Annotated in this window: 28 protein-coding genes; 20 read left to right on the top strand and 8 right to left on the bottom strand. The window is 48.7% G+C overall.

What is annotated here, in order from left to right:
* Positions 1–12: 12 nt before the first annotated feature.
* Positions 13–1,878 carry a S8 family peptidase gene (locus ACFSUC_RS12355; RefSeq protein WP_379929921.1) on the bottom strand — a complete coding sequence of 622 codons (1,866 nt, stop codon included), beginning with the start codon at positions 1,876–1,878 and terminating at the stop codon, positions 13–15.
* A gap of 176 nt (positions 1,879–2,054) precedes the next feature.
* Between ACFSUC_RS12355 and ACFSUC_RS12350 the strand changes: the two genes are divergently transcribed.
* From ACFSUC_RS12350 to ACFSUC_RS12340, 3 genes are all read left to right on the top strand, one after another.
* Positions 2,055–2,552: a DUF3907 family protein gene (locus tag ACFSUC_RS12350; protein WP_379929920.1), complete on the top strand. Its 498-nt coding sequence runs from the start codon at positions 2,055–2,057 to the stop codon at positions 2,550–2,552.
* 186 nt (positions 2,553–2,738) lie between these two features.
* Positions 2,739–2,960 (top strand): DUF1540 domain-containing protein, encoded by a 222-nt coding sequence (locus ACFSUC_RS12345; RefSeq protein ID WP_379929919.1) that lies wholly within the window; start codon positions 2,739–2,741, stop codon positions 2,958–2,960.
* Positions 2,961–2,977: 17 nt separating this feature from the next.
* Positions 2,978–3,562, top strand: a complete 585-nt coding sequence (locus ACFSUC_RS12340; protein WP_379929918.1) for a hypothetical protein — start codon at positions 2,978–2,980, stop codon at positions 3,560–3,562.
* A 110-nt stretch (positions 3,563–3,672) separates the two neighbouring features.
* On the opposite strand, the gene ACFSUC_RS12335 is transcribed toward ACFSUC_RS12340, so the two are convergent.
* A complete protein-coding gene (locus ACFSUC_RS12335; protein ID WP_379929917.1) occupies positions 3,673–3,858 on the bottom strand; it encodes a hypothetical protein in 186 nt (61 codons plus the stop codon).
* A 143-nt stretch (positions 3,859–4,001) separates the two neighbouring features.
* On the opposite strand from ACFSUC_RS12335, the gene ACFSUC_RS12330 reads away from it, so the two are divergent.
* Together ACFSUC_RS12330 and thiI are read left to right on the top strand one after the other, a co-directional pair.
* Positions 4,002–5,153 (top strand): cysteine desulfurase family protein, encoded by a 1,152-nt coding sequence (locus ACFSUC_RS12330; protein WP_379929915.1) that lies wholly within the window; start codon positions 4,002–4,004, stop codon positions 5,151–5,153.
* 16 nt (positions 5,154–5,169) lie between these two features.
* Complete coding sequence (gene thiI / locus ACFSUC_RS12325; RefSeq protein WP_379929914.1) at positions 5,170–6,429, top strand: tRNA uracil 4-sulfurtransferase ThiI; 1,260 nt, start codon at positions 5,170–5,172, stop codon at positions 6,427–6,429.
* A gap of 20 nt (positions 6,430–6,449) precedes the next feature.
* On the opposite strand, the gene ACFSUC_RS12320 is transcribed toward thiI, so the two are convergent.
* Entirely contained in the window at positions 6,450–7,136 is a 687-nt protein-coding gene (locus ACFSUC_RS12320) for a TerC family protein (protein WP_379929912.1), read from the bottom strand.
* A gap of 350 nt (positions 7,137–7,486) precedes the next feature.
* Between ACFSUC_RS12320 and ACFSUC_RS12315 the strand changes: the two genes are divergently transcribed.
* The 6 genes from ACFSUC_RS12315 (at position 7,487) to ACFSUC_RS12290 (ending at position 12,559) form a co-directional block, all read left to right on the top strand.
* On the top strand, positions 7,487–8,146 hold the full coding sequence (locus tag ACFSUC_RS12315; protein WP_379929911.1) for a TerC family protein: 660 nt from the start codon (positions 7,487–7,489) through the stop codon (positions 8,144–8,146).
* A 206-nt stretch (positions 8,147–8,352) separates the two neighbouring features.
* Positions 8,353–10,194, top strand: coding sequence for a translational GTPase TypA (typA, locus tag ACFSUC_RS12310; protein ID WP_379929910.1), 1,842 nt, complete (start codon positions 8,353–8,355; stop codon positions 10,192–10,194).
* A 35-nt stretch (positions 10,195–10,229) separates the two neighbouring features.
* On the top strand, positions 10,230–10,610 hold the full coding sequence (locus ACFSUC_RS12305; protein ID WP_379929908.1) for a YlaH-like family protein: 381 nt from the start codon (positions 10,230–10,232) through the stop codon (positions 10,608–10,610).
* 41 nt (positions 10,611–10,651) lie between these two features.
* Positions 10,652–10,927 (top strand): hypothetical protein, encoded by a 276-nt coding sequence (locus tag ACFSUC_RS12300; protein WP_379929907.1) that lies wholly within the window; start codon positions 10,652–10,654, stop codon positions 10,925–10,927.
* Between the two features lie 43 nt (positions 10,928–10,970).
* Entirely contained in the window at positions 10,971–12,017 is a 1,047-nt protein-coding gene (locus tag ACFSUC_RS12295) for an LCP family protein (protein WP_379929906.1), read from the top strand.
* A gap of 89 nt (positions 12,018–12,106) precedes the next feature.
* Positions 12,107–12,559, top strand: a complete 453-nt coding sequence (locus ACFSUC_RS12290; RefSeq protein ID WP_379929904.1) for a pyridoxamine 5'-phosphate oxidase family protein — start codon at positions 12,107–12,109, stop codon at positions 12,557–12,559.
* A 62-nt stretch (positions 12,560–12,621) separates the two neighbouring features.
* Here the strand turns inward: ACFSUC_RS12290 and ACFSUC_RS12285 are convergent, their stop codons facing one another.
* Positions 12,622–13,170: a YhcN/YlaJ family sporulation lipoprotein gene (locus ACFSUC_RS12285; protein WP_379929903.1), complete on the bottom strand. Its 549-nt coding sequence runs from the start codon at positions 13,168–13,170 to the stop codon at positions 12,622–12,624.
* Between the two features lie 91 nt (positions 13,171–13,261).
* Between ACFSUC_RS12285 and ACFSUC_RS12280 the strand changes: the two genes are divergently transcribed.
* Entirely contained in the window at positions 13,262–14,596 is a 1,335-nt protein-coding gene (locus tag ACFSUC_RS12280) for a PhoH family protein (RefSeq protein WP_379929902.1), read from the top strand.
* A gap of 108 nt (positions 14,597–14,704) precedes the next feature.
* Here the strand turns inward: ACFSUC_RS12280 and ACFSUC_RS12275 are convergent, their stop codons facing one another.
* On the bottom strand, positions 14,705–15,181 hold the full coding sequence (locus ACFSUC_RS12275; RefSeq protein WP_379929901.1) for an SRPBCC family protein: 477 nt from the start codon (positions 15,179–15,181) through the stop codon (positions 14,705–14,707).
* Between the two features lie 125 nt (positions 15,182–15,306).
* On the opposite strand from ACFSUC_RS12275, the gene ACFSUC_RS12270 reads away from it, so the two are divergent.
* Positions 15,307–16,593: an extracellular solute-binding protein gene (locus ACFSUC_RS12270; RefSeq protein WP_379929899.1), complete on the top strand. Its 1,287-nt coding sequence runs from the start codon at positions 15,307–15,309 to the stop codon at positions 16,591–16,593.
* Between the two features lie 12 nt (positions 16,594–16,605).
* On the opposite strand, the gene ACFSUC_RS12265 is transcribed toward ACFSUC_RS12270, so the two are convergent.
* Positions 16,606–17,730: a coiled-coil domain-containing protein gene (locus ACFSUC_RS12265; RefSeq protein WP_379929898.1), complete on the bottom strand. Its 1,125-nt coding sequence runs from the start codon at positions 17,728–17,730 to the stop codon at positions 16,606–16,608.
* Positions 17,731–17,902: 172 nt separating this feature from the next.
* The gene (locus ACFSUC_RS12260) at positions 17,903–18,865 is read right to left on the bottom strand and encodes a hypothetical protein (protein WP_379929897.1); all 963 of its coding nucleotides are present in this window, start codon (positions 18,863–18,865) and stop codon (positions 17,903–17,905) included.
* Between the two features lie 90 nt (positions 18,866–18,955).
* Here ACFSUC_RS12260 and ACFSUC_RS12255 point away from each other — a divergent pair, with 90 nt between their 5' ends.
* Positions 18,956–20,059, top strand: coding sequence for a class I SAM-dependent methyltransferase (locus ACFSUC_RS12255; RefSeq protein ID WP_379929896.1), 1,104 nt, complete (start codon positions 18,956–18,958; stop codon positions 20,057–20,059).
* Positions 20,060–20,103: 44 nt separating this feature from the next.
* On the opposite strand, the gene ACFSUC_RS12250 is transcribed toward ACFSUC_RS12255, so the two are convergent.
* Positions 20,104–20,340, bottom strand: coding sequence for a DUF2626 domain-containing protein (locus ACFSUC_RS12250; RefSeq protein WP_379929895.1), 237 nt, complete (start codon positions 20,338–20,340; stop codon positions 20,104–20,106).
* A 322-nt stretch (positions 20,341–20,662) separates the two neighbouring features.
* Here ACFSUC_RS12250 and ACFSUC_RS12245 point away from each other — a divergent pair, with 322 nt between their 5' ends.
* The 6 genes from ACFSUC_RS12245 (at position 20,663) to ACFSUC_RS12220 (ending at position 26,981) form a co-directional block, all read left to right on the top strand.
* Complete coding sequence (locus tag ACFSUC_RS12245) at positions 20,663–21,385, top strand: RsfA family transcriptional regulator (protein WP_379929894.1); 723 nt, start codon at positions 20,663–20,665, stop codon at positions 21,383–21,385.
* Between the two features lie 124 nt (positions 21,386–21,509).
* Positions 21,510–22,481: a ketopantoate reductase family protein gene (locus tag ACFSUC_RS12240; RefSeq protein WP_379929893.1), complete on the top strand. Its 972-nt coding sequence runs from the start codon at positions 21,510–21,512 to the stop codon at positions 22,479–22,481.
* 34 nt (positions 22,482–22,515) lie between these two features.
* Positions 22,516–22,896 carry a DUF3397 family protein gene (locus tag ACFSUC_RS12235; protein WP_379929892.1) on the top strand — a complete coding sequence of 127 codons (381 nt, stop codon included), beginning with the start codon at positions 22,516–22,518 and terminating at the stop codon, positions 22,894–22,896.
* 378 nt (positions 22,897–23,274) lie between these two features.
* Entirely contained in the window at positions 23,275–24,912 is a 1,638-nt protein-coding gene (locus ACFSUC_RS12230) for a peptide ABC transporter substrate-binding protein (RefSeq protein WP_379929891.1), read from the top strand.
* Between the two features lie 203 nt (positions 24,913–25,115).
* Complete coding sequence (locus ACFSUC_RS12225) at positions 25,116–26,051, top strand: ABC transporter permease (protein WP_379929890.1); 936 nt, start codon at positions 25,116–25,118, stop codon at positions 26,049–26,051.
* A gap of 3 nt (positions 26,052–26,054) precedes the next feature.
* Entirely contained in the window at positions 26,055–26,981 is a 927-nt protein-coding gene (locus ACFSUC_RS12220) for an ABC transporter permease (protein WP_379929889.1), read from the top strand.
* Positions 26,982–26,988: the final 7 nt, after the last annotated feature.

Genomic DNA, 26,988 nt, shown 5'->3' with positions numbered 1-26,988 from the left:
TCCCCCACCGCTTTATTGTGTAGAGAAGGAAGAGGTGCGCAGTCGGCTCAGTTCTTGCTCCAGCTGCTCTGGATACAGGAACAAGGAGAGACGGTCCGTGTTCTGCTGAATCTGTTGCAGTGCCACCTGTATGTCAATTTGTCCAAATCCGAAATAGGCGTCATGCCCCTCTTTACCCAAATCGGTCGCAGACCGTCTCATCACCTCCATCACTTCATCTGCCCGCAATGAGGGATTAGCGGCACGAAGAATGGCCGCCAGGGCAGCCACATGAGGAGAGGCCATCGACGTGCCTGACAGCGCAGCGTATCTGCCCGCCATGTACGTACTGGCGATGTTTTCTCCTGGTGCGGCTACATCCAGATAGGAGCCATAGTTGGAGAAGATGGCTTTTTCATGTGCCTGATTCGTAGCGCCTACTGCAAATACTTCCGGATAGGCAGCGGGATAGCCTGGCTGTTCCGTATTGTCATTGCCCGTGGCAGCAATAAGCACCACATCATGATCATATGCATACCGCACAGCATCATGAAGAAATTGCGCCTCCGCATAATTGCCCAGGCTCAGATTGATGACATTGGCGCCGTGATCCACCGCCCAAATAATGCCTGCCGCAACATTGTAGGTATTGCCTGCGCCTGTTTCATCCAGCACTTTAATTGGCATAATGCGATTGTACCAGCTCAGACCGGCGATCCCTTCTACGTTGTTTACGCCTGCTGCAATGACTCCAGCAACATGAGTACCGTGCCCGACGTCATCCTCAGGGGGAAGCTGTTCATTTACGATATTGATGCCTTCTACCAGGCGTCCTTGCAGATCCGGATGATCCAGGTCTACACCGGTATCAATGACAGCGACAATGATTTCTTTTGCACCTTTGGCGATTTCCCATCCCTGAACCGTATGAATGGCTGGCAAATTCCACTGGTACGGCTCGTACAGCTCGTCGTTGGGATTATCCAGAAAATCGGGCGAGTTCTCGTTCGTCATGTACAAATAATGGGGCTCGGTGTAAGCCGCTCCTTTGTTTTGAAAATATTTCTTCAGTTCTTCCATGTTCATTGACTTGGATTCAAAGACATACGTATATCCCAATTTCTTGGCGGAAATGGCACCCGTCTCCTGTTTCATCTGCTCCAGCGCCTGAGGACTAGGCTCCTGTTTGAATCTGACCACCACTTGTGACACATAATAATGGCTTGTTCCTTCATTCTCCTCTGGATGATCCACGCGCCGCTTCTCCAGATCGTCACTGTCCGCGGCCTGAATCTTGAAGCGCTTGTCGCTCGGATAGGGCACGACTCGCAGATTCTTTCGCTGATGAATGGCAATATCCCCCTGGAGTTGTCGCTGAACAAGAGCGGTCACAAATTTCTTCCCGCCATCGAGGGGAAGTCCAATGGCATAATACGTTTCCTTCCCGGCTGTAAAGTTAGGAGACAGATAATGTTTCCCCTTCAAGGCCGAAGCAGTAGCCTGGCTGAGATGGGGCAGTGCCTTTTTTTTGGCCTCGGGCGGAATCTTGCCGCTAAAGCTGGTCTTGCCTTCCATATGCCAGGCCATATACCGCATATAGGGATGGGCTACCCGAAAATGATGGGCCGCCTGTTCCAATTCGGTATGCTTGCGGTTGGCGTTGTTGCTAAGGAACTGCCTCAAATCCCGCGAGCACTGCTTGCGGCACAATTCGTCTGTCAAACTGACATCCCTTTCAATGACCGCCTGCTTCATGTTCATTTCTTGCTGAACGGATAAGGGCTGGATCTGATTCGTTTGCTCTTCATCCGGTAAGTCAGAAGGGCGATCGTAGGATGGTGACAACACCAGAAAAGCCGTGACTCCGACCAGGCCCGCTGTGAGTATCCATTTTCTCATGGGTGTATGTTCCTTTCTGTCCTCGTTATTGTCAGTCAGGCTGTCTTCTTAGATTGAAAAAAGGAGCGCTTCTTTATGCAAGCGTCGAAACAGGGATGAATAAATGTTACGTTTATTCGCATTTTATGGTAGGATGGGGATAGGAATTGCTTGCTACATTGAAGGAGGTCTACACAATGCCGGTACAAAATGTGAAATCATTATGTGAAACCACGAAAGCCAGTCTCAAAAACGCCAATGAAAAAATGGAAAAGTTCTTAAATCATTACAATCTTTCTTCCTTCGAAATGGAAAACGATGAGATGGAAGAATTCTATAAAGGTTATTTGGCAGATTTAAGACATCTACTGGTTTTTTCAGAAGTGGAGTATGAAAAGCTCGGAATTGCACTGAGACGCCCGGTTTTCAATGAAAGCGTCTCGGAGAAAGTGCTGTATGAGGTGTATCATAATGTGGTCAACAGTTTCTTCTATCCGAAGCACGAATGCTATTCAGAAGATGGTCGATACGCTTACACCGGACAAGATGCCATACGTTTTCGTTCAAAGCCGCAACGAGAAGTGCGGGATGTGACGCTGGAGCTGTCGAAAATTTTTGAGGAATTGCGTGAGCTGCTTTCCTACTATGAGACCGATTATGTGAACCACAAACGCATGCAGGGAGAACGGGTGTAACCAGACCCTAGCCCTTTGTTCTAATCTAAACGAAATAAAAGCCACGTGCTGTATGAATGCAGCACGTGGCTTTTTGCGTTGTCCGGTACTCGTACCGCCCGATATGCCTCCCTTGCAGATGGATGTCAAATGGTGGGTACATAGCGTTTGTCGCTTCAGGGAACATTGTTAATGGAGGTGATGACAATGCCAGAAGGAGTCAAATGTTCAGTATCGAACTGTGCGTTCTGGGATACGGGAAATCAATGTGGTGCTCCCATGATCAACATTGATATTGATCAGCATGCAGGAGCGGATTATACCGCTGAATTCGCCCAGGAGCCTATCGCAGTGTCCCACAAGGACACGGCTTCCAAAAGTTCCAGCACGTGCTGCCACACCTTTAAGCCCAAGCAAAAACAAGCGTAAGGACAGGAGGGCTGTTCGTGAGAACAAAGGATGTAGGTAAAGAGGAAGAAAAAACACAGGAGCCGGGCATATCCAATGTGACCTTGCAGACCGGTCTCGGTGCTTCACTTGGTGCCGGATACAAGGATCAGACGGATGAAGAAGTACAGGAAGAGCTGGGTCTGATGGACCAGCAGGAGTTGAAGGAAGCGGAAGATGCGGATGCGCACGCATATGCAGGTTCAGATTCAGATTCAGATTCGGGAACGAAAGCAGAGGTGGCGTCCAAGGCTTCCCTGATGCCCAATGTCCTCCGTGAAGACGCCATGAAGGCTGATGAGGAAGAGTTTGCAGCAGAGGTGGCACCGTCTGCAGCGTCGTCTCATCTGCAGGAAGCCGAGCAGGAAGAGCGAAAATCTGCCCAGGATTCCACCATTGGACTGTTTGCCCTGGTGTTGGCGATCGCCTCGCTGTTTGTCATCCCGTCCATTTTAGGTCCGGTTGCCGCTATCTTAGGTTTTGTTGCTTACACGAGAGGAAGCAGAGGATTAGGTGTCTGGTCGATTGGTATCGGCATTCTCTCGTTTGTAGCTTATTTCGTGTTATTGCCGTTATATACGTGACGGGAGAAGGCACAGTGTGGATATGAGTCGGATTAAAATGAACAGAAAAAAGGTGCTGTCGGTGATTTCCGGCAGCACCTTTTTCTTCTACTCCTCCACGCTTCCACGCTTCAAGCCTTCATTTTGTTGCGGATGAAAGCCTGGATGATCCCGATCGTTAGGGTTTCCACAGACGCGGCCAATATTGAGGTTGCGAGCCACGTATCTGTGCCCAGCGAGATGTACAGCAGGAAATGAAAGGCCAGCAAAATCAGAAACAAATAAATCAGGTTGATGCCAAGCAGCATTTTCGTCATATCCGTTCCACGCTCCTTCCCGATTTGTTATCATCATAACCGGATGCACGACGCGTTATACCATAAAAGAGAACTGGCGTGTTGAAGAAAAAAGGTGTACAATCATTTGTTGGAATATGACGAAAGCAACAAAGGAGATATCCATGATATATTTGGATCATGCTGCAACAACGCCCCCTTATCCCGAGGTGGTTCAAGTGATGGGTGAGGTCATGCAGAAATATACAGGCAATCCATCGTCGCTCCACCATTTGGGCATGGAAGCAGAGAGGCTGCTACATAAATCCAGAGCGGTCATCGCGGGACTGCTGAAGGTGAAGGATGAACAGGTGATCTTTACCTCCAGTGGATCGGAGAGCAACAATCTCGCGATCAAGGGAGCGGCACTGCGATATCAGAACCGTGGCAAGCATCTGATTACCACCCAAATCGAGCATGCTTGTGTGTACGAGTCGTTTAGACAGCTGGAGCATTGGGGATTTGATGTCACCTACATCGCACCTGATGCCACAGGGCGTGTACAGGTGAAAGATGTGCTGGATGCGATCCGTGACGATACCATTCTGGTAAGCGTCATGCATGTCAATAATGAAACGGGACGGATTCAGCCTGTCTCGGAGATAGGCAGAAAGCTTCGGTCCTTCAAGAAGATCCTTTTTCATGTGGATGCCGTGCAGTCCATCGGCAAGTTTCCATTTTCCTTGTCCGATCTGCACGCTGATTTCATCAGTTTGTCTGCACACAAATTCGGAGGACCTCGCGGAGCAGGCATGCTGATCAAACCGGGCAATCTCGAACTGGTCCCCCTTATTCATGGCGGCGGGCAGGAATTCGGCTTGCGCTCGGGGACAGAGAATCTGCCGGCCATCGTCGGGATGGCAAAAGCGCTCCGCATGACGCTGGATCATCTCGATCAGAAGGAAGCCAGGGTCAGGCAGTTGCAGGCACAACTGGTGGAAGGCCTTGCCGGACAAGCGGGACTCGTGCTGAATGGGTCGTATGGTCAGCAGGAAGCTGCGCCTCATATCGTGAATTTTTCATTCCCAGGCATGAAATCAGAAGTGTTCCTGCACGCACTCGAACGTCATCATCTCTATATTTCTACCCGTTCTGCCTGCGCATCTGGTGAGAGCAAGCCCAGCCGGATTCTGGAATCGATGGGTGTAGGCAGGGCAAGGGCAACCAGCGGTCTGCGCATCAGTCTGGCTCCGACCCATACAGAAGCAGATATACAAACCCTGCTAGGCAGAATAAGCGACACTGTCCGCGAATTACAGGCACACATCAGTAAGTAAGGAGGAACCGACATTGATGCAACCGGATCATATTTTATTGCGACTTGGCGAGATTACACTGAAAGGACGAAACCGGACACGTTTCGAACAGCAGGTGATGACCCATATTCGCAGAACGCTCAAGCCCTATCCGAAGATTGAAGTCACCCGCACCTTCGGGCGGATCATTATTCGCTTGAACAATGAGCCTTATGAGGAAATCAGAGAAGCGCTGAAGAAAGTATTCGGATTATCCTCGTTCAGCCCCGTCGTGAAGTGCGCGGCAGCGCTTGAAGACATCCAGCAAACATCGTATGCGATTATGAAGAGCTTTGCTGAAGAGCCCGCAACCTTTAAGGTGAGAGTGAAACGGGCGGACAAGAAATTTCCTCATCGTACACAAGAACTGCTGCCACTGATCGGAGGCTATGTCTTGTCACGCATGCCCGAACTTAAAGTGGATGTCCATCAACCCCAAGTAGAGCTGACGGTGGAGATTCGGGAGGAAGGTGCATACCTCTTCTCCGAGATTGTACAGGCGGCCAAAGGCCTTCCGGTAGGAAGCAGTGGCACATGTATGCTGATGCTGTCCGGTGGTATTGACAGTCCGGTTGCGGGCTGGCTGGCTATGCGCAGAGGCATTCAGATTGAAGCCGTGCACTTTCACAGTTATCCGTATACCAGCGAGAAAGCGACGCAAAAGGTGATCGACCTTACCCGCATCCTGAGTGCGTATACGGATCAGATCAAGCTTCATCTTGTGCCGTTTACAGAAATTCAGACGGGACTCAAGCAAATGAAGAAAGACAATCTGCTGATTACACTTATGAGAAGAGCCATGTTTCGAATAACGGAAAAATTGGCTGAGCAGCAAAATGCCGCAGCCATTGTAACGGGGGAAAACCTGGGGCAGGTAGCCAGCCAGACGCTGTCGAGCTTGCAGGTCATCAGCAAGGTCAATACGCTGCCTGTACTTCGTCCGCTTGTAACCATGGAAAAGGATGAAATCATTCGACTGGCCGAGAAAATTGAGACGTATGAAACGTCTATTCTGCCTTATGAGGATTGTTGTACCATTTTTCTTCCGAAGTCACCGAGTACAAATCCCAATCTCCGGGTAGTAGAGAAGATGGAACAGGAGATGCACTGGCTGGAGGATGAAATCGAGAAAGCGGTCAGTCAAACGGAGATCATGGTAATCAAATCAGGAGAACATGCACCTGTTCAGACCAGTGTTCAGACCAGTGTTCAGACCAGTATTCAAACCAGGGATGAGGAAATGGATGCATTGTTTTAGGCCAAAAAAAAACGGGGGCTCTAGTGAGCCTCCGTTTTTCTTTGTCTTCTTTTGCGTTCCTTTACCATCTTGCCTCCGGCTAGTACGCCAACCACGACAATAATGACTAATAACCAGGTCAGATAGGAATTGTCCTCAAAGAAATGAACGAGCTTCTTGTCATGTGTAATCATTTTGGCTGCCGTATAGGCGAGAATACCAGAACCGATATAAATAATGAAAGGGTATTTGTCTGTGAGCGTGATGAAAAGGGTGCTGCCCCAGACGACGATTGGAATACTGATCAACAAGCCGAGAACGACGAGCACGATGCTGCCGTGAGCGGCACCTGCAACGGCGATGACATTGTCGACACCCATCGCGGCATCTGCAATGATAATGGTTCGGATTGCAGCGAACAAGCTACTGCCTGCTTGAATATCATGCTCTTCCTCTTGCACAAGCAGCTTGTAGGCGATCCAGATCAGCAAAAGGCCTCCAGCCAGTTGCAGGAACGGAATTTTGAGCAAGTAGACCACGAAGATGGTGGCGAGTGCCCGAATGAAGATTGCTCCGAATGTACCGTAGAACACGGCTTTTTTCTGCTGGTGTTTGGGTAAGTTTTTTGCGGCCAGGCCAATGACAATGGCGTTGTCACCCGCCAGAATCAAATCGATAAATACGATTGTCGCCAACGCCGTCCAAAACTCTACTGAAAACAGATCCATCATACCACTCCCTCAATATTATATATTTCCACTTTTCTTTGTCACCATCCATGCTGGTTGACACATCCATCGATAAAGTATGTAGGCTTTTTCTAAAAAAAGGCAATAGAAAAAGACCCCCACCTCAAATAAGAAGGCAAAGGTCTTGCTAACAACGCTAACGCGGGATGTTCCGTTTCGTTGCCAACAAAGCCGGGGCATGGACCCGTAATGACGACTTTGCTGTACAGCTACTCCCCTTTGAACTTTATATCGTCATTATATATAAATCGCGATGAAAACGTCAAGCGAACAAATTCCTGTTCATATCCAGGGCAGCTTGTTCATACATGTGTACAGGGGGTGTTCGGATGGAAGCACTGTGGATATTTGTAGAGATTATGCTGATCAATATCGTATTAAGTGGAGACAACGCGGTGGTCATTGCGATGGCCAGCCAGAACCTGCATCCCAAAGATCGAAAGAAAGCGGTTTGGTGGGGGGCACTGGGTGCTGTTGTGCTGCGGATTGCGCTAACGGCTGTGGCTGTGTTTATTCTCAAAATTCCATTCATTGAAGCGCTGGGGGCCCTGCTCCTGCTCTATATTGCGATCAAGCTGACCGGGGAGGGGGGAGAGGAGCGGGAACTGAAGGCCTCCCGACATTTGCTGTCAGCGGTATGGACGATTATCGTAGCTGATTTCATTATGAGTCTGGATAATGTGCTGGCCGTAGCCGCCATCGCCGATGGACATCTCGGCATCTTGATTGCAGGCATTGCGCTCAGTATACCGATGATTATATGGGGGAGCACGATGATGATGAGCTGGATGGACCGCTATCCGGTGCTCCACCTGGCAGGCGCTGCCATTCTCGCCTATACTGCGGGTGAGATGCTGGTGAGGGACGCAGCGGTTCAGCATTGGCTGAAGCATGTCCATACGTCGTATGAATGGGTCATTCCTGTGATGGCGATTCTGCTTGTCCTGCTTAGCAGTCGAACCGCAGCTTTTCGAAGGAATAAGGGGTAGGAAAAGCAAATGGAAGCGGGATGAATGAAGCGTGTGACCTTGCTTTTTTCATGGTTCAATCGTATAATGACAACGGAGGAAGCGTCGGCTCAAACCGGCGCTATTTTCATGTCAGCATAGCGCACAGCATGAACATGTGGGTAAATGCGACGTCTGCCACATGATAAAATAAATAGAAATCACGATTCGGAAAGGAATTTTTCAGAATGAATAAAAGAGAAGCCATTCGCAATATTGCCATTATTGCTCACGTTGACCATGGCAAAACCACGCTGGTGGACAAGTTGCTGCAGCAATCCGGTACATTCCGCGAAAACGAGGCGGTACAGGAAAGAGTCATGGACTCGAATGATCTGGAGCGCGAGCGTGGCATTACCATCCTGGCGAAAAACACCGCCATTGCCTACAAGGAAACCCTCATCAACATCGTGGATACCCCGGGCCATGCTGATTTTGGTGGAGAAGTAGAGCGAATTATGAAAATGGTGGATGGCGTTCTGTTGCTGGTCGATGCTTTCGAAGGCTGTATGCCGCAGACGAAATTCGTCCTGCGCAAAGCTTTGGAGCAAAACCTCACCCCTGTCGTTGTATTGAACAAGATTGATCGTCCAAACGCTCGTCCTGCTGAAGTAGTGGATGAGGTACTGGAGCTGTTTATGGAACTGGATGCCTCCGATGAGCAGCTGGATTTCCCGGTTGTATACGCTTCTGCCTTGCAAGGTACCGCCAGTCTGGATGCCGAGCAGCAGGAAGAAAGCATGGAGAGCCTGTTTGAAACGATCATCTCACATATCCCGTCTCCGATTGACAACAGTGAGGAGCCGTTGCAGTTCCAGGTGACGTTGCTGGATTACAACGATTATTTGGGCCGAATTGCGGTTGGAAGAGTCAATCGAGGAAAGGTCAAGCGCGGACAGACGATCGCACTGATGACGCGCAGTGGACAAACCCGTTCAGCGAGAATCGAGAAGCTGTTCGGATTCCAGGGTCTCAAACGGATTGAGATTGAAGAAGCAACCGCTGGGGATATCGTGGCTATCGCCGGTATTAGAGACATTAATATCGGGGAAACGATCGCCGATCCGGATCAGCCAGAGGCGTTGCCTTTGCTGAAAATAGATGAACCGACTTTGCAAATGACCTTTGTGGTCAACAATAGTCCGTTTGCAGGAAAAGAAGGAAAGTTTGTTACCTCACGCAAGCTTCAAGAGCGTCTGTTCAAGGAAACCGAGACAGATGTGAGCTTGAAGGTGACGGAGACCGACAGCCCGGATGCTTATCTCGTCGCAGGTCGTGGAGAGCTTCATCTTGGTATTCTGATTGAGAATATGCGCCGTGAAGGCTATGAGCTACAGGTATCCAAGCCGGAAGTCATCATTCGCGAGATCGATGGCAAGAAAATGGAGCCGATGGAGCGCCTGCTGATCGATGTGCCGGAAGAGAGCACCGGTTCCGTTATGGAAAGTCTCGGTCCGCGCAAGGCAGAGATGGTCAATATGACCAATAACGGGAATGGTCAGGTTCGACTGGAATTCCTTATTCCTGCACGCGGCTTGATCGGCTATCGGACTGAGTTTTTGACGCTCACCCGCGGCTACGGCATTATGAACCATGCATTTGAAAAATATGCCCCGTATATTGGCGCAGACGTAGGAGGCAGACATCAGGGTGTCCTGGTTTCGACTGAAACGGGTAAAGCAACCCTGTATGGCATCTTGTCTGTAGAAGATCGCGGCATCCTGTTCCTGGAGCCGGGTACAGAAGTTTACGAAGGAATGATTGTCGGGGAACACAACCGTGATAACGACATTGTCGTCAATATATGCAAGGAGAAACACCTGACGAATGTTCGCTCCGCCACCAAGGATGATACGGTCAAGATGAAGACCCCTCGTTCTCTTTCCCTGGAGCAGGCACTGGAATATCTGAATGATGACGAATATTGCGAGATTACGCCGGTATCCATCCGTCTGCGCAAGAAGCTTTTGAACAAGAGCGAGCGCGAAAGAGCGGAAAAACATCGTAAAATGGCATTGAAGTCGGAGTAGGCAGATAGAGATTATGCCAGCAGGGAGGGAAGAAGTTGAATCACCCAACATATATAACCTTTGCGGGAACCACAAACAATGAAGAAATCGAGATTCCGCCATTTGATTTTGGTGCCTTTATGACGGAGACCGATCCGCTCTTTGGCATCGCGATGCCGAACTGGATCACGTTTATTGTTATCTTTATCTGCATGACGTATATCTACAATAAAGTGTTCAGAGCACGGAAGCTTCCGCTCCTGAAGGATCTCGTCGTGTATGTGCTGCTGGCCATCGGTGCCTTTGTACTGCTCATATTCGAAGTGGATTCCTCTCTTCCGATTGTATATAGCCTGTCGATTGCCATTGCCCTGATGCTTACACTGCGAATTCGGTATTTTGTTATGGACTGGCAGAATCGGAAACAAAACAAGTAAAGGCTGCGAATGATATCTTAATCACCTGAGGGGGTGTGCAAATGCGTTTTCAGGATGCGTTGTTCAACTGGATGCAGATCCAATGTGTCGTGGAGGCCAGGCCAGACGATGAGGCTGCGCGCAAAACCGAGCAGTTTTTCATGGAAATCCTCACAGAAGATCACCAGTTGTCCCAGGTGGAAATCACGAATGTAGACGATACTTTTGTTCATGTCCAGTATGTTAAAGAAGGAAAGAGCAAGCTTCAGATGTTTGAGCGTGAAGCCGTATACCAGCTTCTCTCCGAAATCGAAGCCAATCCGAAATATGCACAATGACGAATCGTATCGGTTTGCAGTAAAAGAAGAAGGTGCATAAACCATGAATGATGGAAACACACCGCTTCCTTCGCGCAAAGAGGGAAGCAGCATTGCGAGAAAATCAAGAAAATCTGCCTGGATCAAGCGCAGTCTGATTGCGCTTGTCCTCGTACTGGTTCTTTCAGGTACGGCCTACGGGATTTATCTGTACCAGGTTGGAATGAAAAATATCGACAAAATGTCGATTGCCAACAACGGAATTGAAGTGCCTGAGGAAGAAAAGGCAGATGTCAAGCCTCTGACCATCCTGCTCCTGGGGCTGGATAGCCGGGAAAATCTTGGCTTGATGAATACCGATGTGATCATGATGCTGACCTTGAACCCGGAAAAGAAAACCGGAACGCTGGTTTCGCTTCCGAGGGACACGTACGTGCATCCCGCCGGTTATCGGGAGGCACGGAAAGCCAACCAGTTCTACTCCATTGCGAAAGTCAACGGCTATGGGGAAGGAGAATTCGGTGAAGTCAAGACGATATTTGGCGATTTCTTCGATATCAAACCGGATTATGCGGTCATGATCAATTTCAAAGCATTTGAGGACATGATTGACGCACTCGGTGGCGTAAATGTCTATGTCGATCAGGATATGAAATATGTTGACAACGCAGATGGCACCAACATCGACCTAAAGCAGGGTCAGCAGGAGCTCAACGGGAAAGAGGCATTGGACTTTGTTCGATACCGCAAGTCCAATCGCGGTACGGCACCATCCAGTGACTTCGAACGCAATCAGCGTCAGCAGCAGGTGTTGTCAGAGATGCTGAACGAAGCGAAGTCGTTCTCTACGACGCTGGTGGTCGACAAGCTGATGAATGCGGTCGGAGACAATGTCACAACAGATATGCCATCCGAGCAAATTAAAAGCTTTATCAAGACATACGTCGGATTGACCAGCAATAACATAGAGTATATACCGCTGGAAGGATCATGGCGCAGTCCGTTTATTTATTTGGATGAAGCCGATGTGGAACAGGCGAAAGCAAAACTGAAACAACAGTTGAATGGTGAGACCACTCCAACGCCAACCGAAACGTCGCCAGCCGAATAGACGGTCCTGCATGGTTCTGGAAACGATCTACACCCTATGGTATACTGAGTACGAATCATACCCAGCAATCATTGAGGAGGACTTGTTGTATGTCTGATCCAGCAACTGTGCTGCATGATGCGTTGCTTACTGAGCTACAGCGTGAGAAAGTGGTGCTGCTGCATACGATCGATGCAGAGAGTGGATTGCCAACAAGCAATGCCATTTCCTGGGCCCATGCCATGGATGCCCGCACGATTCGTTTTGCCCTTGACCAGCGTTCCCGTCTCGTCGGGAATTTACAGCAAAATGCGGTCGCCACGATGACAGGTTTTGCGGAAGGCTCTGTGCATATCATCAGCGGAAAAGTGAATCAGGTAGCCGAATCTCTGGAAGACGTACCGTTCAAGCTGGCCTGCTTTGATCTGTCAGTAGAGACGGTAAGAGACGGCATGTTTTACGGCGCTCGTATCAGCGCTGAGCCTGAATATGAAAAAACATATGATCAACGTGCGGCTGAAAAACTGGATCATCAGGTTTTCACCGCCATGAAAAAAGCCTAGTTGTGTTCAACTAGGCTTTTTACGTACCTGCATAGCTTGTCTGATCCTTTTCTCCAATCCCTTTACATGTGGGATTGATCCAGTTTCTGCTGGTCTTCCTTTCGCTGATCCTCCTGATGAGGTGTCACCCGTACATCTTTGGGTAGCTGCGGCATCATGCGTCCTACAATGTCTGCCATCTCTTCAGCGAACCCGGAGAAAGGTCGACCGTTTGCAATTTCCTGTCGTATTTCACGCAAGCGGGCGTTCAGGTCAATATCTGCGGTCACCATCGCATGGGCGCCATGAGGGTCCTTGCGCAGCGCTTCTGCAACCGAATACTTAATGGTTCCAATGCGCGAGCGGTCAAGGCTGCTGTCTACATCAATGCCGACAATCGCGGTGTTGCCCATCACGACGCAGCGTGCTCCTTCTACATCAGGAACTTGCATAGCGAGCTTCTCCAGTCGCGTGGATACCTTCTCATCATCTGTAATCTCTTGCTTGGGTGGAATCGTCTGCTTCACCCGCACTTCATGATTATTCTGAGAAGGAGGCGAGGCTTGGTTGTTGTTGTTGGCACATCCCAGTAGCATCATAAACAATATCAGCAGGCAAATCACATAACGCATCAGACGATCATCCTTTCCAATTCTTGAAATCGATTAAGGGTATTGTGTCCAACCTAGTGAATATTATGTGAGGAACTGGGAGGCGTACAGGATGAAAAAAATCTATGTATTAGATACGAATGTACTGTTGCAGGACCCAAATGCCATTTTCTCATTCGATGACAATGAAGTGATCATCCCGGCCATCGTGCTGGAAGAGATTGATTCCAAGAAAAGAAACGCGGATGAAATCGGACGCAATGCCCGGTATGTATCGCGGTTGCTGGACAGTCTGCGCGATCAGGAGGGCAGACTCCATGACGGGGTGAATCTGGAGAATGGCGGAACGCTCAAGGTTGAGCTCAATCATAAAAGCTTCAGGCGTCTCCAGGAAACGTTTGGCGAATCGACCAACGACAATCGGATTCTTGCCGTCGCGCTCAACTATCATCTTGAGCAAAAGGAAATGGACACGCCAAGACCTGTCATCCTCGTCACGAAGGATACGCTGGTGCGGATTAAGGCAGACGTACTCGGCTTGCGAGCCCAGGATTACCTGTCCGATCATGTGGCACCTATGTCCGATTTTTATACCGGATACAACAAGCTGACAGTACATCCGGCGATTATTGATGAATTTTACTCCTTTCGCGAGCTTCAGCTCAAGAAATTAAATATTGAATATCGATTGAATCCGCATGAATTTGTGATTTTGAAGGATGAGCTGGGGACATCCAAATCCGCCTTGCTGAAAGTAAGCCGAGACGGACTCAGTCTGGAGCCGCTGCATTTGAGCAATGATCCGATATGGGGCATTGGAGCCCGCAACACCCAGCAGCGCATGGCGCTGGAGCTTCTTCTCAATGATGACATTCCGCTCGTGACGCTCACAGGTCGCGCTGGAACCGGGAAGACGCTGCTGGCCCTGGCAGCCGGGCTGATGAAGGTAGAAGATGAGCACCGCTATAAGAAGCTGCTGATTGGCAGACCTGTCGTGCCCGTAGGCAAGGACATCGGCTATTTGCCTGGGGAGAAGGAAGAGAAGTTAAGACCCTGGATGCAGCCTGTCTATGATAATCTGGAATTTCTGTTCGATACGAAAAAGGCCGGGGATATCGACAAAATTTTGGCCGGGCTTGGCAGTATACAGGTCGAGGCGCTTACCTATATTCGAGGGCGCTCGATTCCGAGTCAATTTATTATTATTGATGAAGCGCAGAACTTGTCCAAACATGAGGTGAAGACGATTATTTCCCGTGTGGGTGAAGGAAGCAAGATAGTGCTGATGGGGGACCCGGAGCAAATTGATCATCCGTATCTGGATGCGGAGAGCAACGGATTGACCTATGTGGTTGAGCGGTTCAAGGAACAGTCGATCAGTGGTCATGTCACGCTGCATCGAGGAGAGCGTTCGGCCCTTGCTCAGCTGGCAACCGATTTGCTGTAGTGGAGCAGCTTGATCGATTATCTTTTTCACGCAAACAGAGACCCGGTGCAAATGGCCGGGTCTCTGTTTACGTCTACCCACAGTTTCAACTCAAGCCTGTCTGCTCGCTCAATTGGCAGGTGGGGTGGACGTATGTACGGCTTCCTGTTCTGCCACGATCTTCACTCGCTGAATAAAATCGATGACCACTTTTTCACGGGCAAAAATCAGAAACAGCCTGACAAACCACTTTAACGGGCGGTTCGTGGCCGTATAGCGAAGCAAGGTTTGATGTTCTCCCTGTTTCCAGCACTCATATTCTGCTGTGATGTCAAAGAGATTGGCCAATGTAAAGCCAACCTTCATGTGCTTGTGATCGGGGTGATTGACATATATGAGCGTTTCCACTTCATACTGCTCTTTTCTTTTCCCTTCCTGATAGGTCTGAAGATAGATGGACCCGACCTTTTCCTCGGTCACCTTGATCGGTTCATTGTCTACAACCTGGGGCATAATTTTCTGCATGTTTTCTGTGGAACCGTCAAACAAGGCCCACACGACTTCGATAGGAGCGTCAATGACAATTTCTTTGGTCCATGATTTCATACACAGCATCCTTTCAATCAGGGGATAGGGTTACGTACATTCTATCACAAGAAGAATGTAAATATAGGATGTGCAGGCATATTAAATTTGTTATGATGAAGGAAACTAGGCATGGAGGAGCATTCATGTATCGGAAATTAAGAATGATGGCCTTAATTGCTGTACTGATTATAATGGCGCTGACTCCTTCCATCATGAAAGGTCCGTTCACTCCCTTGATTGAACAGACGGACAATCAGTCGCAGCCATTTGACTTGCAGGCAAATGTGGAAGGCAGGCACGAGCAGGTGCAATTACATATACAGTGCGCGGTGTCTGAAGAAGCTTTTACCCTCATTCAGTCTGTTTCCCGTGATTTTGAACAACGAAATCCTCATGTGACCGTGAATTTGCTGCGTGTGGATACGCCCATCGAGATGGACGGCATCTACGCAAGTCATGAATATGATGTATTTATGCTTCCGCATGAACAGGTAGTCCATGTAGCAGCCAGCGGAATGTTGACCAATACAGAGCTGGATTCCATTTTGAAGCGAAATGAGGAGTACTGGCCTGCCATCATCAATCCGTTTCGCTGGAATGGCTATACGTGGGGGGTCCCTTTCCTTGTAGATCCTTATGTGCTGGTCTATCACAAAGGCATCATGCAGGAAGCGGGAAGAAGCGAGCAGGACCTGGCTTCCTTAAAGGGTATTTTGCAACTTCATCACGAGCGTTATGCAATGGGTGACAACAACCTCGGTCTGTATGTCAATCCGCAAGATGCGAATGCGATTCTCTCGCTGGCTTCCGTGTTTGAAGTGTCGAAGGCTGAACAAAGTGAGGCAGGTTTGCTCACGATGTCTGCACTGCTCAGTCCGAACAACAGTGAGACGGAGAGTGACAGCACGGATCGCAAGGATTGGCAAGAGATCTTCCCCGTGCCTCGTACCGACTGGAACCCCTGGACAGAGCTGAAAAGTGGCAGGATTGCCATGATGCTGGTGCCAGCGACGGAGTACGTCAGGCATCAGGAAGAGCGTATTGGTGTCGTGGCTTTTCCCGCATATCAAGATTATGCCGGGCTCGTCCGTGGAAAAAGCATGGTCGTATCCGCCTATTCAGAGGCCAAGGATGAAGCACAAGCGTGGATAAGAGCCATGATGGAGCCAAGGCTCCAAATTGAGCTGATGTCGATCGGGGAAGGATTTCCTGCGGCCGCTTCCCCTTACGGATTTTTTGAACAGGCAGGAAATCAGGGCATGATGAAGGTGGTTCAGGACAGCATGCAACAGGCCAGACCTTACTATGGCAAGCCGAAATGGGACGTGCTCATGCGTGAATTCAATGCCCGCTGGATGAAGGTCTACGAGACGGGTCAGGACATGGAGGAGATGATCCCGCTCACCCGTCAGCTCCTGATTGCGAAATGATGCAAGGGTATATTAAAAGAGAAAGTCCTTTAGTGAAACGTTCAGTTGGATATCCAGTTTTCCATCCTCCATCTGTACCGCTTCCACTTCGACGGCATCGGTAATGAGATGCGGGTAGAAAGAGAGGTCAAAGCGATCTTCCAGATCAGCTGCGGTCGTGTCTGGCAGCAGGTAGTAATTGTATTTAAGTTCAACGATGTCAAAAGCGATATACGGCTGTTCTTCTTCCACGAGCGTGTAGGTTCCCTTCATAGAAATGGCAATCCCGTCACTCTCTCCCCGTGCCACCAGGTGCCCATCCTCGAACTGAAAGGTCATGTTCGTGAAGAGATCATCCTTGCTCCTTAGAAACTGATTGAGAGTTTGATCGGTAATGGTCAGGTGCAGGGTGGAACCCTTTCGCTTCACTTGCTGATCAGATGCGACGGCTTGCGGCAAATCTCTCATATGTTTGGCCAGTGACTGGAAATAAGCTTCGAACAGCGGAAGTCCTTTTTCTTCCCAACCCTCGCTCAATTGGTTCAGATGAGCCTGAATTTGCTCAGCCTGATCATGGGAGGCAAGCTCTCGGTCCAGTTCCGCTTGTAGTGCCGTATGTTCATTGCGCTGCTGTACAAAGGCAAGACGAAGCTCCCGCAGTTCTTCCCGGGTTTGAACAAGCGTGTTTTTCTGTTCCAGCATGCGGGTGTATGAGGAATTGTACTGCTTCAGCTTTCGATTATCCAGTTCCATGATCGTCTGGGTCATATCATAGACAGCAAGAAAGTCCGACAGGCTCTCTGCACTGAACATGAGCAGCATCAGGCTCTCGCGGTCGCCCATGTAATAAGAGCGTAAAATGTCACCGGCCTGTTCCCGAAGCAAATCGACTTGCCGGGCTTCTTTCTCCAGTTGCAAAGTCAGCAGTTCGATCTGGCTGGATACGTAATGCTCCTTGTCCTGCAACCGGCTCAGTTCACGCTCAATCTCATAGAGTGACAGCCCCTTTTGAAGCAGCTGTCTGAATTCTTCTGTCGACGGTTCTTCCAGGGCCAGTACCGGTTCGGGGTACGATGTGTGAAACGGACCATACAGACATGCCAGAAATAGACAAAGGTAAAGTTTGATGATGCGATAGAAGGATGACTTTCGTTTCATGATTTTCCCCCGCTCTCTCTTTCTCCTAGCTTAACACAGGCCTATTTCCTTGCGTTGTTTTTTTATCTCCCTCATTTTATGATAGAATCCAGGGATTATGTGGGCAAGTGATTCGGTATCCGGACAAAAAAACTGCCGCATCGTCAAATGCGACAGCTGAAGCAGTGTTTCCTTATTCCTGGGTAGACTCACTGGATTCGGATGACAACAGGCGAAGAATATCTTCGAATCGTAGCGCATCTTCCGGGACGGACTGGTCAAAAGAGGGAGCCTGATCCAGGTTGTCAACGCTGTAATCCAGTTCGAATTGCTGGACTTGATCACGATGATCGGTTACGTCAAGCTTCAGATGGAAGCCTGAAATGTTTTTTTGTTCATTCAGGGTGACAGCGAGATGACCGGGTTCATTGAAGGTGATGTCCCGCAAGTATTGAATGCTGGACTCTTGTGTGAGGTAGGACTGCCATTGTTCCGACTGCTGCTCCGTTATCCATTGCTTGTTCACAAGCACATCCAGCAGCCCCGGCAGGGCCTCATTCATATCGAGCATCAATGCCAGTTTGTCTTCTTCTTCCAGCACCAGTGCAATCGTACGGTCTGCAAGCTCCTGATCGTTTTCCTGCTCCTGTGTTAATACTTCGAAATGCTTGGCGTCTATTTCTGTGAACAGGGTCTGCAGGAGTTCGGCCAGAATATCATCCATTTGCAGGGCCTGCGCAGAGACGTCCGGATCGAGATCGAGCGAGTAATTCATATCCGATTGACCGAGCATCGGGAGCTGGAAATATACCTTTTGCTCTTTGACCTGAACTGGCATCTCCAAACCCAGGTCTCCTAGCTGCATGGATACGGTCGCTTCCAGTTGGAGGGGATCATCGGTCCGTTTGCCTTCCAGCTGCATGTTCGCATCCTTCAGAAATGGAAGGAGGGAGGAGAGGGCAGACGGTGTTTGCAGGTCGGCTTGGACCGAAGAGCGAAGTTCACCGTCAAACTGTTGATGAGAAGACGCTTCATAAGCTTCGAGGGCTTCCATGACTTCTTCCTTGATTTTGTCGTCTTGCTGGTTGCAGGCTGCGACCATCACCAGGAGGATGGCAGCGATCATAAACAGTGGGAATTTAAATTTCTTTTGCATCACATTGCAGAACTCCTTCTCATCAGATTATGAATTATATTATAGCGATTTTGGGTGACTGAAAAAAGTGGAAAGAGGAGGTTATCCTATATGACGATGTATTCTCATGGTGAGTTCATCCCGTTCCGGGATTATATGCAGACCTGTCTGTATCATCCCGAGTTCGGTTACTATATGAAACCGCAGCAGAAACTGGGCAAGACAGGAGATTTTTATACGAGTGTATCCCTTGGCAATCTGATGGCCGGCTGCATGCTCGCTCATATGCGGCGAATGATAGATCAATATGCGGATGGCGATGTCCAGATTGAACTGGTGGAATGGGGAGGCGGGGAAGGCAAGCTGGCAGCAGATATGCTGGACGATCTCCAGCTACAAGATCCGGCGCTGTACGCACGTACTCGCTTTGTTTCGATCGAGTACAGTCCTCATCATCGCAAGGTGCAGCAAAATGCCCTTCAGGCTCACCTGAACAAGACAAGTTGGATGACAGCATCAGCGTGGACAAAGGAAGCCGAGCAGGACCCGGGCAGGTTTCGTATTCTATATGCGAATGAATGTCTGGATGCGTTTCCGGTTCATCGTGTGGTGTATGAGCAGGATGGATGGAAAGAAATCCACGTCAGACAGCGGGAGGACGAAAGCTGGGAGGAGGCCAGAATGCCCCTGTCCAGGGAGGAACTGCATGGCTATCTTCAGCATGCGGTAATCGATCGGGGAATCATCCCCGCCCCTGGTCAGCAACTCGAAGTCCATCTCGACGGTCTGAAGGCACTCGATGAACTGGTGAAGCCGCTGGCAAACGGGATGGTCCTACTCATTGATTACGGGGATGTAGCAGAAGAACTGTACAGTGAACACAGAATGAATGGCACGTTCATGTGCTACAAGGATCACGTTGCCTTTGATGATCCGTATCGATATCCGGGGACCTGTGACATGACGGCGCACGTGAATTTCTCAAGCTGCCTGGATGTGCTCAACCATGCCGGATTTCAAACCGCTGAGCTCCAGACACAGAAAGCCTATCTGGTAGAGAACGGGTTGCTGGAGCAACTGAGCGAGCATCAGCATACCGACCCCTTCCACCCTGATGCGAAACGGAACAGAGCGATCAGACAGTTGCTATGGAGCGATCAGATGAGCGAATTGTTTAAGGTGTTGACCGCGATCAGGCAACCAGCCAGCTCCTGAATATGAAAAAAAGTTGACGGTGAGTTCCGTCAACTTTTTCAAGCCTACAGCTTTGCTGGCATTTCGATAAAGGTGTAATAAGAAAATCCGAAGAAACAAATGATTAAGTAACCCCAGAAAATGAGAATATACGCTCGCTCGGACAAATTCATGTATCCCAACAAGACAAAAGCGGCTGTCTGGAAGAAGAACAGCAGTGCCATTTCAGTCATGTGGCCTGCCAATGCCATGAGACCAATCACAAGCGTCCAAAATCCGAGCACACGGTACATACGTCCCATCCTGAGACCCCCCCTCGTCGATGTTCTACAAGTGTACTTTATGATCCATTATACCTTTTGGGTACAGGAGTGTAAACGGTGAAGCGTGACAGAAATCGAAACTTTTTTGCAGGTGGTCTGGCTCCCCATATTCAAGGGAGTTGTCACGGTGTCTGCTTGTCTTGATTTCTAGCTTCACGATGTATGAGCCTCCATGATTTTGGAAATACAAAATAGTACAAGAAATAGATTCTATGAAATCTGTGCCAGGCATAGAGTATTTACAGGAGCCTAATGAGGGAAACTGAAATCTCTTTCATAGAAATAGGAGGGTATTCTTAAGATGACAGCTGTAAGACAAGACGCATGGACACCAGATGATGATCTGATATTAGCAGAAGTAACACTTCGTCATATTCGAGAAGGGGGAACTCAGCTGGCTGCCTTTGAAGAGGTGGGTGAGAGAATCGGAAGGACAGCCGCAGCTTGTGGCTTTCGGTGGAATAGCTGTGTAAGGAAGAAATACGAGGCAGCGATTCAAATTGCCAAGGCACAGCGTCAAAAACGAAACAAGCAAAAAAAATCTTCCTCTTCATTGACAGGCTTGCAGACCGTACCTGCTGCCTACACAACGGCTCAGCCGTCCCCATATGCGCACGAGCATGCCCAGCAGGAAGACCACGAACGGACCATGCTGGGAGAATCGGCGTATTCGTCTTCTCAGTCAGAGATGATTCAGGAGGAGTCCCTGTCCATGGATGCGGTGATTCGCTTTTTGAAGCAGTTCAAGGGAACCTATCAGGCTTCTTCCAAACAGTATAAACAGCTCGAAAAAGAATTAAAGGAAAAAGATGAACGTCTGAGAGAATTAACGACAGAGAATGAACAGCTGAAAAAGCAGTTTAGCGAAGTTCGTTCAGACTATCAGGTGGTCAATGACGATTACAAAGCGCTGATCCAGATTATGGATCGTGCACGCAAGCTTGCCTTCCTGGCACAGGATGAAGAGGAGCACAAGCCAAGATTTAAAATGGATGCCAACGGGAATCTGGAACGAATAGACTGATGAACCAAAATGGAAACCTTCATTTCTATGAGAAGAATTGGAGGTTTTTTTCTTTGGATTTCATTTCCTTTGGAAGGACAGGTTCCTGTATAATAGGCATACATCAAAATCAGGGGGATGCGAGATGAACCCGAACACGAGTGATGACATATGGGTAATCGGTGCCGGGGCTATCGGGATGCTGCTGGCTGCCAAGCTTCAGCAAACAGGCTCGCGGACGACGGTATGGTGCCGTACGCGAGAACAGGCGGAGCACATTCAGACTGCGGGGATCTGTATCGAAGAGGATCACAAGGTAGACACCGTGTATCCGGGCGTATCCGTCTTACATACCGAATTACCGTTTAGCGGCCAGCCAGCCAGACCGGCTGCTGTACTGCTCTGTGTGAAACAAACGGCGATACGCCATGAACTGATTCAAGCGATTCGGGAGCGGATTGAACCAGAAGTACCCCTGATTTGCTTTCAAAATGGCATGGGGCATATTGAATCGTTGCAAGTGGTGTTTCAGCAGGTATGGCCGGCCATCACGACAGAGGCTGCGCTGAAGACCGGTTCCAATCAGGTGAGGCATACCGGCAGGGGCGTCACCCGTGTGGGATCACTATCGTTGAAAGAAGACGGCGATCCAGTTGATCCAGGTATGTTGAATACGGTGATTTCTTGTATGGAAAAAGCAGGATTCGTGGTACAAATGTCGAAAAACATGAAAACGGAAATGTGGCGCAAGCTTGCGATCAATGCCTTGATCAACCCTCTAACGGCCCTGTTCAGAATTCGGAACGGTCAACTGCTGGGAAACACACATCTGGAGGGAATCATGCAACAGCTTCTGGAGGAGATCCGAAGGGCAGCAGCTTGTGAAGACGTAACAGCAGGTATGCCGGAGTGGGAAGACATTGTGCAGGTGTGCCGCTCAACTGCGGACAACCAGTCCTCCATGCTTCAGGATGTGATGCATCATCGGCCAACGGAGCTGAGATGGATCACGGGATATGTGCTGGATACAGCCGGACGGCACCAGTTGCGACTGGAGAAAAATGAGCAGCTCTTTGAACTCGTTTTGGCGCTGGAAGCTGTCTATATGACGTCTTGATCCGTATTCAATTGGACATAAAGGCGGGTTGCGTATGGGTGTATTCTTCAATCTAATCGGGTTGCTGACAATTTTTCCGTTCATTCCATTTATATTGGCGTACTATTGGAATTACAGGGTCACACGCAACAAGAAGACGGCCATCAAAATGGGGATGGATGTGACGACCTTTTTTCTCTATATTATTGTAGCGGTCCTAATTGACCTCGTTCTGAAACCGCAGGCCATCGGGGGCATCTACTTGCTGCTATTTATGCTGATCGTAGCCATTGGCTTGCTGGGCGGCGCACAGGCCAGACTGAAGGGACAGGTCAATATGGCGCGGGTGATGAGAGCGGTGTGGCGACTGAGTTTCGTGATGCTGACCGTCCTGTATCTCATATTTGTTCCGATCGGATTTGTGATGCATTTGTAAGCGTTTTGATTGATCGATACATAAACGGGGTAAACACATCCTAAAGCAGGGTGTGTTTTTTTGTATAAAAACAAGCATAGAGGCCGAATTTATTAGTGTGATCTATGTCATAGGTGACGTTCAAAATCGTATGTATAATAATGAAAACTTCAACAAACAAGCCGTGCTTACAAGGGATACGGCGTGGGACCTGTTGCTCTTTACTCTGGATTCAACCCGTTTGGAATGAGACAACTTCGGAAGACAAGAGGGAAAGAAAGGGTGTCATAAAATGTTACTTGAAGTTTTTGTACATAGGTTATATATTTATTAACAAGTGGTCAAAAGTTAAGGAATTGTAAGGATCGCTTGGAGTACATGATAAGAGGAGGAAAATGAATGAAAAAGGGGATCAACAAAAGCGTCTTGATTGTGTTGGCTGTCGTATTGGCAATGGGAGCAGTACTCGCAGGCTGCGGGACGGACAATGCTTCCGGAGATGAGCAGATTTTCAGATTGAACTTGAGTTCTGAACCGCCTGCGCTGGACCCGGGTATTGCACAGGATAGCACTTCCTTTACCGTCATCAACGGCATTTATGAAGGATTGGTGCGGATGAACGAAGACGGAGAGCCTGTTCCAGCCGTAGCTGAAGATTGGGAAGTTTCCGAAGACGGTAAAACCTATACCTTCACCCTTCGTGATGGCGTCAAGTGGAGCAACGGAGACGAAGTCACCGCAGGAGATTTTGAGTTTGCGTGGAAGCGCGCCCTTGATCCAGCGGTTGCCTCTGTATACGCCTATCAATTGTATTACCTAAAAAATGCGCAACAATATAATGAAGGTGAAATTACGGACCCTTCAGAGGTAGGAGTTACAGCCAAGGACGACAAAACCCTTGTCGTGGAATTGAATGCACCAACTCCTTATTTTGAAAGCCTCGTCGGATTCTTTACTTATTTCCCACTCAATGAAAAGCATGTATCTGCCACTGAAAACTGGGCAGCAGATGCTGAAACAATGGTTACAAACGGACCGTTTCTGATGGATGAATGGAAAAAAGGCGACAAAATCATCTTGAAGAAAAACCCGGATTATCGCGAAGCAGATGACATTCAATTCGAAGAAGTTCACATGACGATGGTGGGCGAAGAAAGCACCGAATTGAATATGTACCAAACGGGACAATTGGATTGGGCAGGTCGTCCAAGTGCCATTCCGCAAGAGCAGATTCCGAGCCTGAAAAAGGATGAAGAAGCAAACTTGCAGATTAAAGGGATTGCGACAACCTATTACTATATTTTCAACTCCAAAGCAGAGCCGTTCCAAAACGAAAACATTCGTCGGGCGTTTATGATGTCCGTAGACCGTCAAAAGTTGGTTGACAAAGTAACGCTTGGAGACCAGCAGCCTGCATTTGGTTTTGTTCCTCCTGGTATCAAAGGGGAAAAGGAAGAGTTCCGTACCGAATACAGTGACGACTACTTCCAGGAAAATTATGACGAAGCGAAACAGCTTCTCGAGCAAGGGATGAAAGAAGAGGGTTATGCCACACTCCCTGCGATCACTCTGACGTACAACACAAGCGAAGGTCACAAGAAGCTTGCTGAGGCGATCGTGGATATGTGGAGACAAAATCTGGGCGTTGAAGTCCAACTGGAAAATCAGGAGTGGGGTGTTTTCCTCGAAAACCGTACAAACCTGAATTATCAGATTGCTCGTTCCGGTTGGGGAGCAGACTACAATGATCCGATGAGCTTCATTGACATGTGGACAACATCAAGCGGAAACAACGATATCGGATTTAGCAACCCAGAGTATGACCAGCTAGTGAAAGAAGCATACGCAACAGACGATAACGCAGCACGCATGGAAGCAATGGCGCGTGCAGAAGAAATCCTCATCGAGGAAACCTCCTCCATTATGCCGATCTACTATTACACCGGCATCTGGGCACAAAAGAAATATGTAAAAGGTGTCTTCATCGACTATGCAGGAAACATTGATTTCAACCGTGGCTATATTGAAAAAGAGTAATAGGGATAGCATGGAGTGATATGGAAGAGCGGGATATATGTGATTCCCATATATATCCCGCTTTTTCTGTTCCATAAATCGAAATTTACCAAGACGAATTGTGATCAACCACACATAAAATTTGAATATAGACATGCCTGAAGAAGGGATCATGTTTATAGATAGATGAATGAAGATTGATATTCGTGCAGGAGGTGTTGAGTATGCTAAGGTTTATAGGTCGCAAATTTGTGTTCATGCTGGTATCGCTGCTTGTGCTTGCTACAGCAACCTTCTTTTTGATGAAGGCGATACCAGGCGACCCGTTTCTGTCCGAAAAGGCAGTTCCGGAAAAGATTAAAGAAAATTTAATGGCCCAATACGGTTTGGATAAATCGCTGTTGGAGCAGTACGGCATTTACATGAAAAATGTGTTCATTGAATTTGATCTTGGCGTCTCCATGAAAAAGAAATACCAAACCGTGAGTGGTATTATTGAAGATTCATTCGGTTATTCGATGAGACTCGGGCTGGTAGCGGTAGTGGTTTCCGTCATCGTCGGCCTGTTCCTCGGTGTCATTGCAGCGTTGAACCATCGCAAATTCTTGGACAGCTTTACGATGGTGATCGCGGTGCTGGGTGTGTCGATCCCGAGCTTTGTACTGGCATATATGCTGCAATATTTCCTGGGTGTGAAAATCCAGCTATTCAATGTCTCGGGTCTAAGCAACCCGTTTGACTACGTGATGCCGGTATTGGCGCTGTCTGCTCTGCCTATCGCCTTTATTGCAAGGCTGACCCGTTCCAGCATGATCGAAGTATTGCAGTCCGATTATATCAAGACGGCACGATCCAAGGGACTGGCCCAAAAAGTGATCATGGTGCGTCATGCACTGAAAAATGCGGTGCTGCCTGTCGTCACGTATCTGGGTCCAATGACAGTCAACGTCATTACGGGTTCGGTGATTATCGAGAAGATTTTCGGGATTCCCGGCTTGGGCAAACACTTCGTGGAAAGTGTAAGCAATCGGGACTATACCCTAATCATGGGACTGACAATCTTCTACGGTATCATTCTGATGATCGCCAGATTCCTGACAGATGTGGCGTATGGCATCGTTGATCCTCGTATTAAGCTTTCAAAAGGGAAGGAGGGTTAAACCATGACAGTGGATAAACAAAATCTGCAGCCAAGTGATTTTCAAAAGCTGGAAAATAACGTGCCGGAAGAAGCGATTAAGCGTGAAAGTGTATCGGCGCTTCGTGATGCGTATGAACGTGTTAAATCGAACAAAGCTGCCATGTTCAGTTTCTGGATTCTCGTATTCCTGATTGTCATGGCTGTCATTGGACCGATCATTTCTCCGCATGATTACCGGACGAACAACCTGGACATGACCAACCAGCCTCCTTCCTGGGAACACTGGTTTGGCACAGATGAACTGGGACGAGACATGTTTGCCCGTACGTGGATGGGCGCATCGATCTCACTCAGAGTCGGTATCTTTGCGGCCCTGATTGATTTGATTATCGGGGTGATCTACGGCGGGATCATGGGCTATTATGGCGGAAGACTGGATGAATTTATGAACCGGTTTGCAGAAGTTCTGTACGCCATACCGTATTTGCTCGTCGTCATCTTGCTGCTCGTCGTCATGGAACCCAGTCTGTATACGGTCGTACTGGCCTTGTCGATTACGGGATGGATTAACATGTCCTGGATCGTCAGGGGTCAGATTATGCAGCTGAAAAATCAGGAGTATGTGCTTGCTTCCCGTTCACTCGGTGCCAGCACAAGCCGTGTATTGTTCAGACATTTGATTCCGAACGCGATGGGACCAATCATTGTTACGCTGACGCTTACGGTGCCTTCAGCAATCTTCGCTGAAGCTTTCCTGAGCTTCCTTGGTCTTGGGGTACAATCACCTGCTGCATCGTGGGGTACCATGATTAACGATGCGATCAAGGGATGGACGTTGTTCCCTTGGAGATTGTTCTTCCCGGCCTTCTTTATCAGCTTGACCATGTTGGCCTTTAATATATTAGGAGATGGGCTGAGAGATGCCTTTGATCCGAAACTGAAAAAATAGGAGGTGG

Origin of the sequence: Marinicrinis sediminis (assembly GCF_042685085.1) — a bacterium.
In the GTDB taxonomy this organism is placed as follows: domain Bacteria; phylum Bacillota; class Bacilli; order Paenibacillales; family KCTC-33676; genus Marinicrinis; species Marinicrinis sediminis.
Note: the sequence above shows the minus strand (reverse complement) of the source record. Positions and strands in the feature narration are given on the sequence as shown.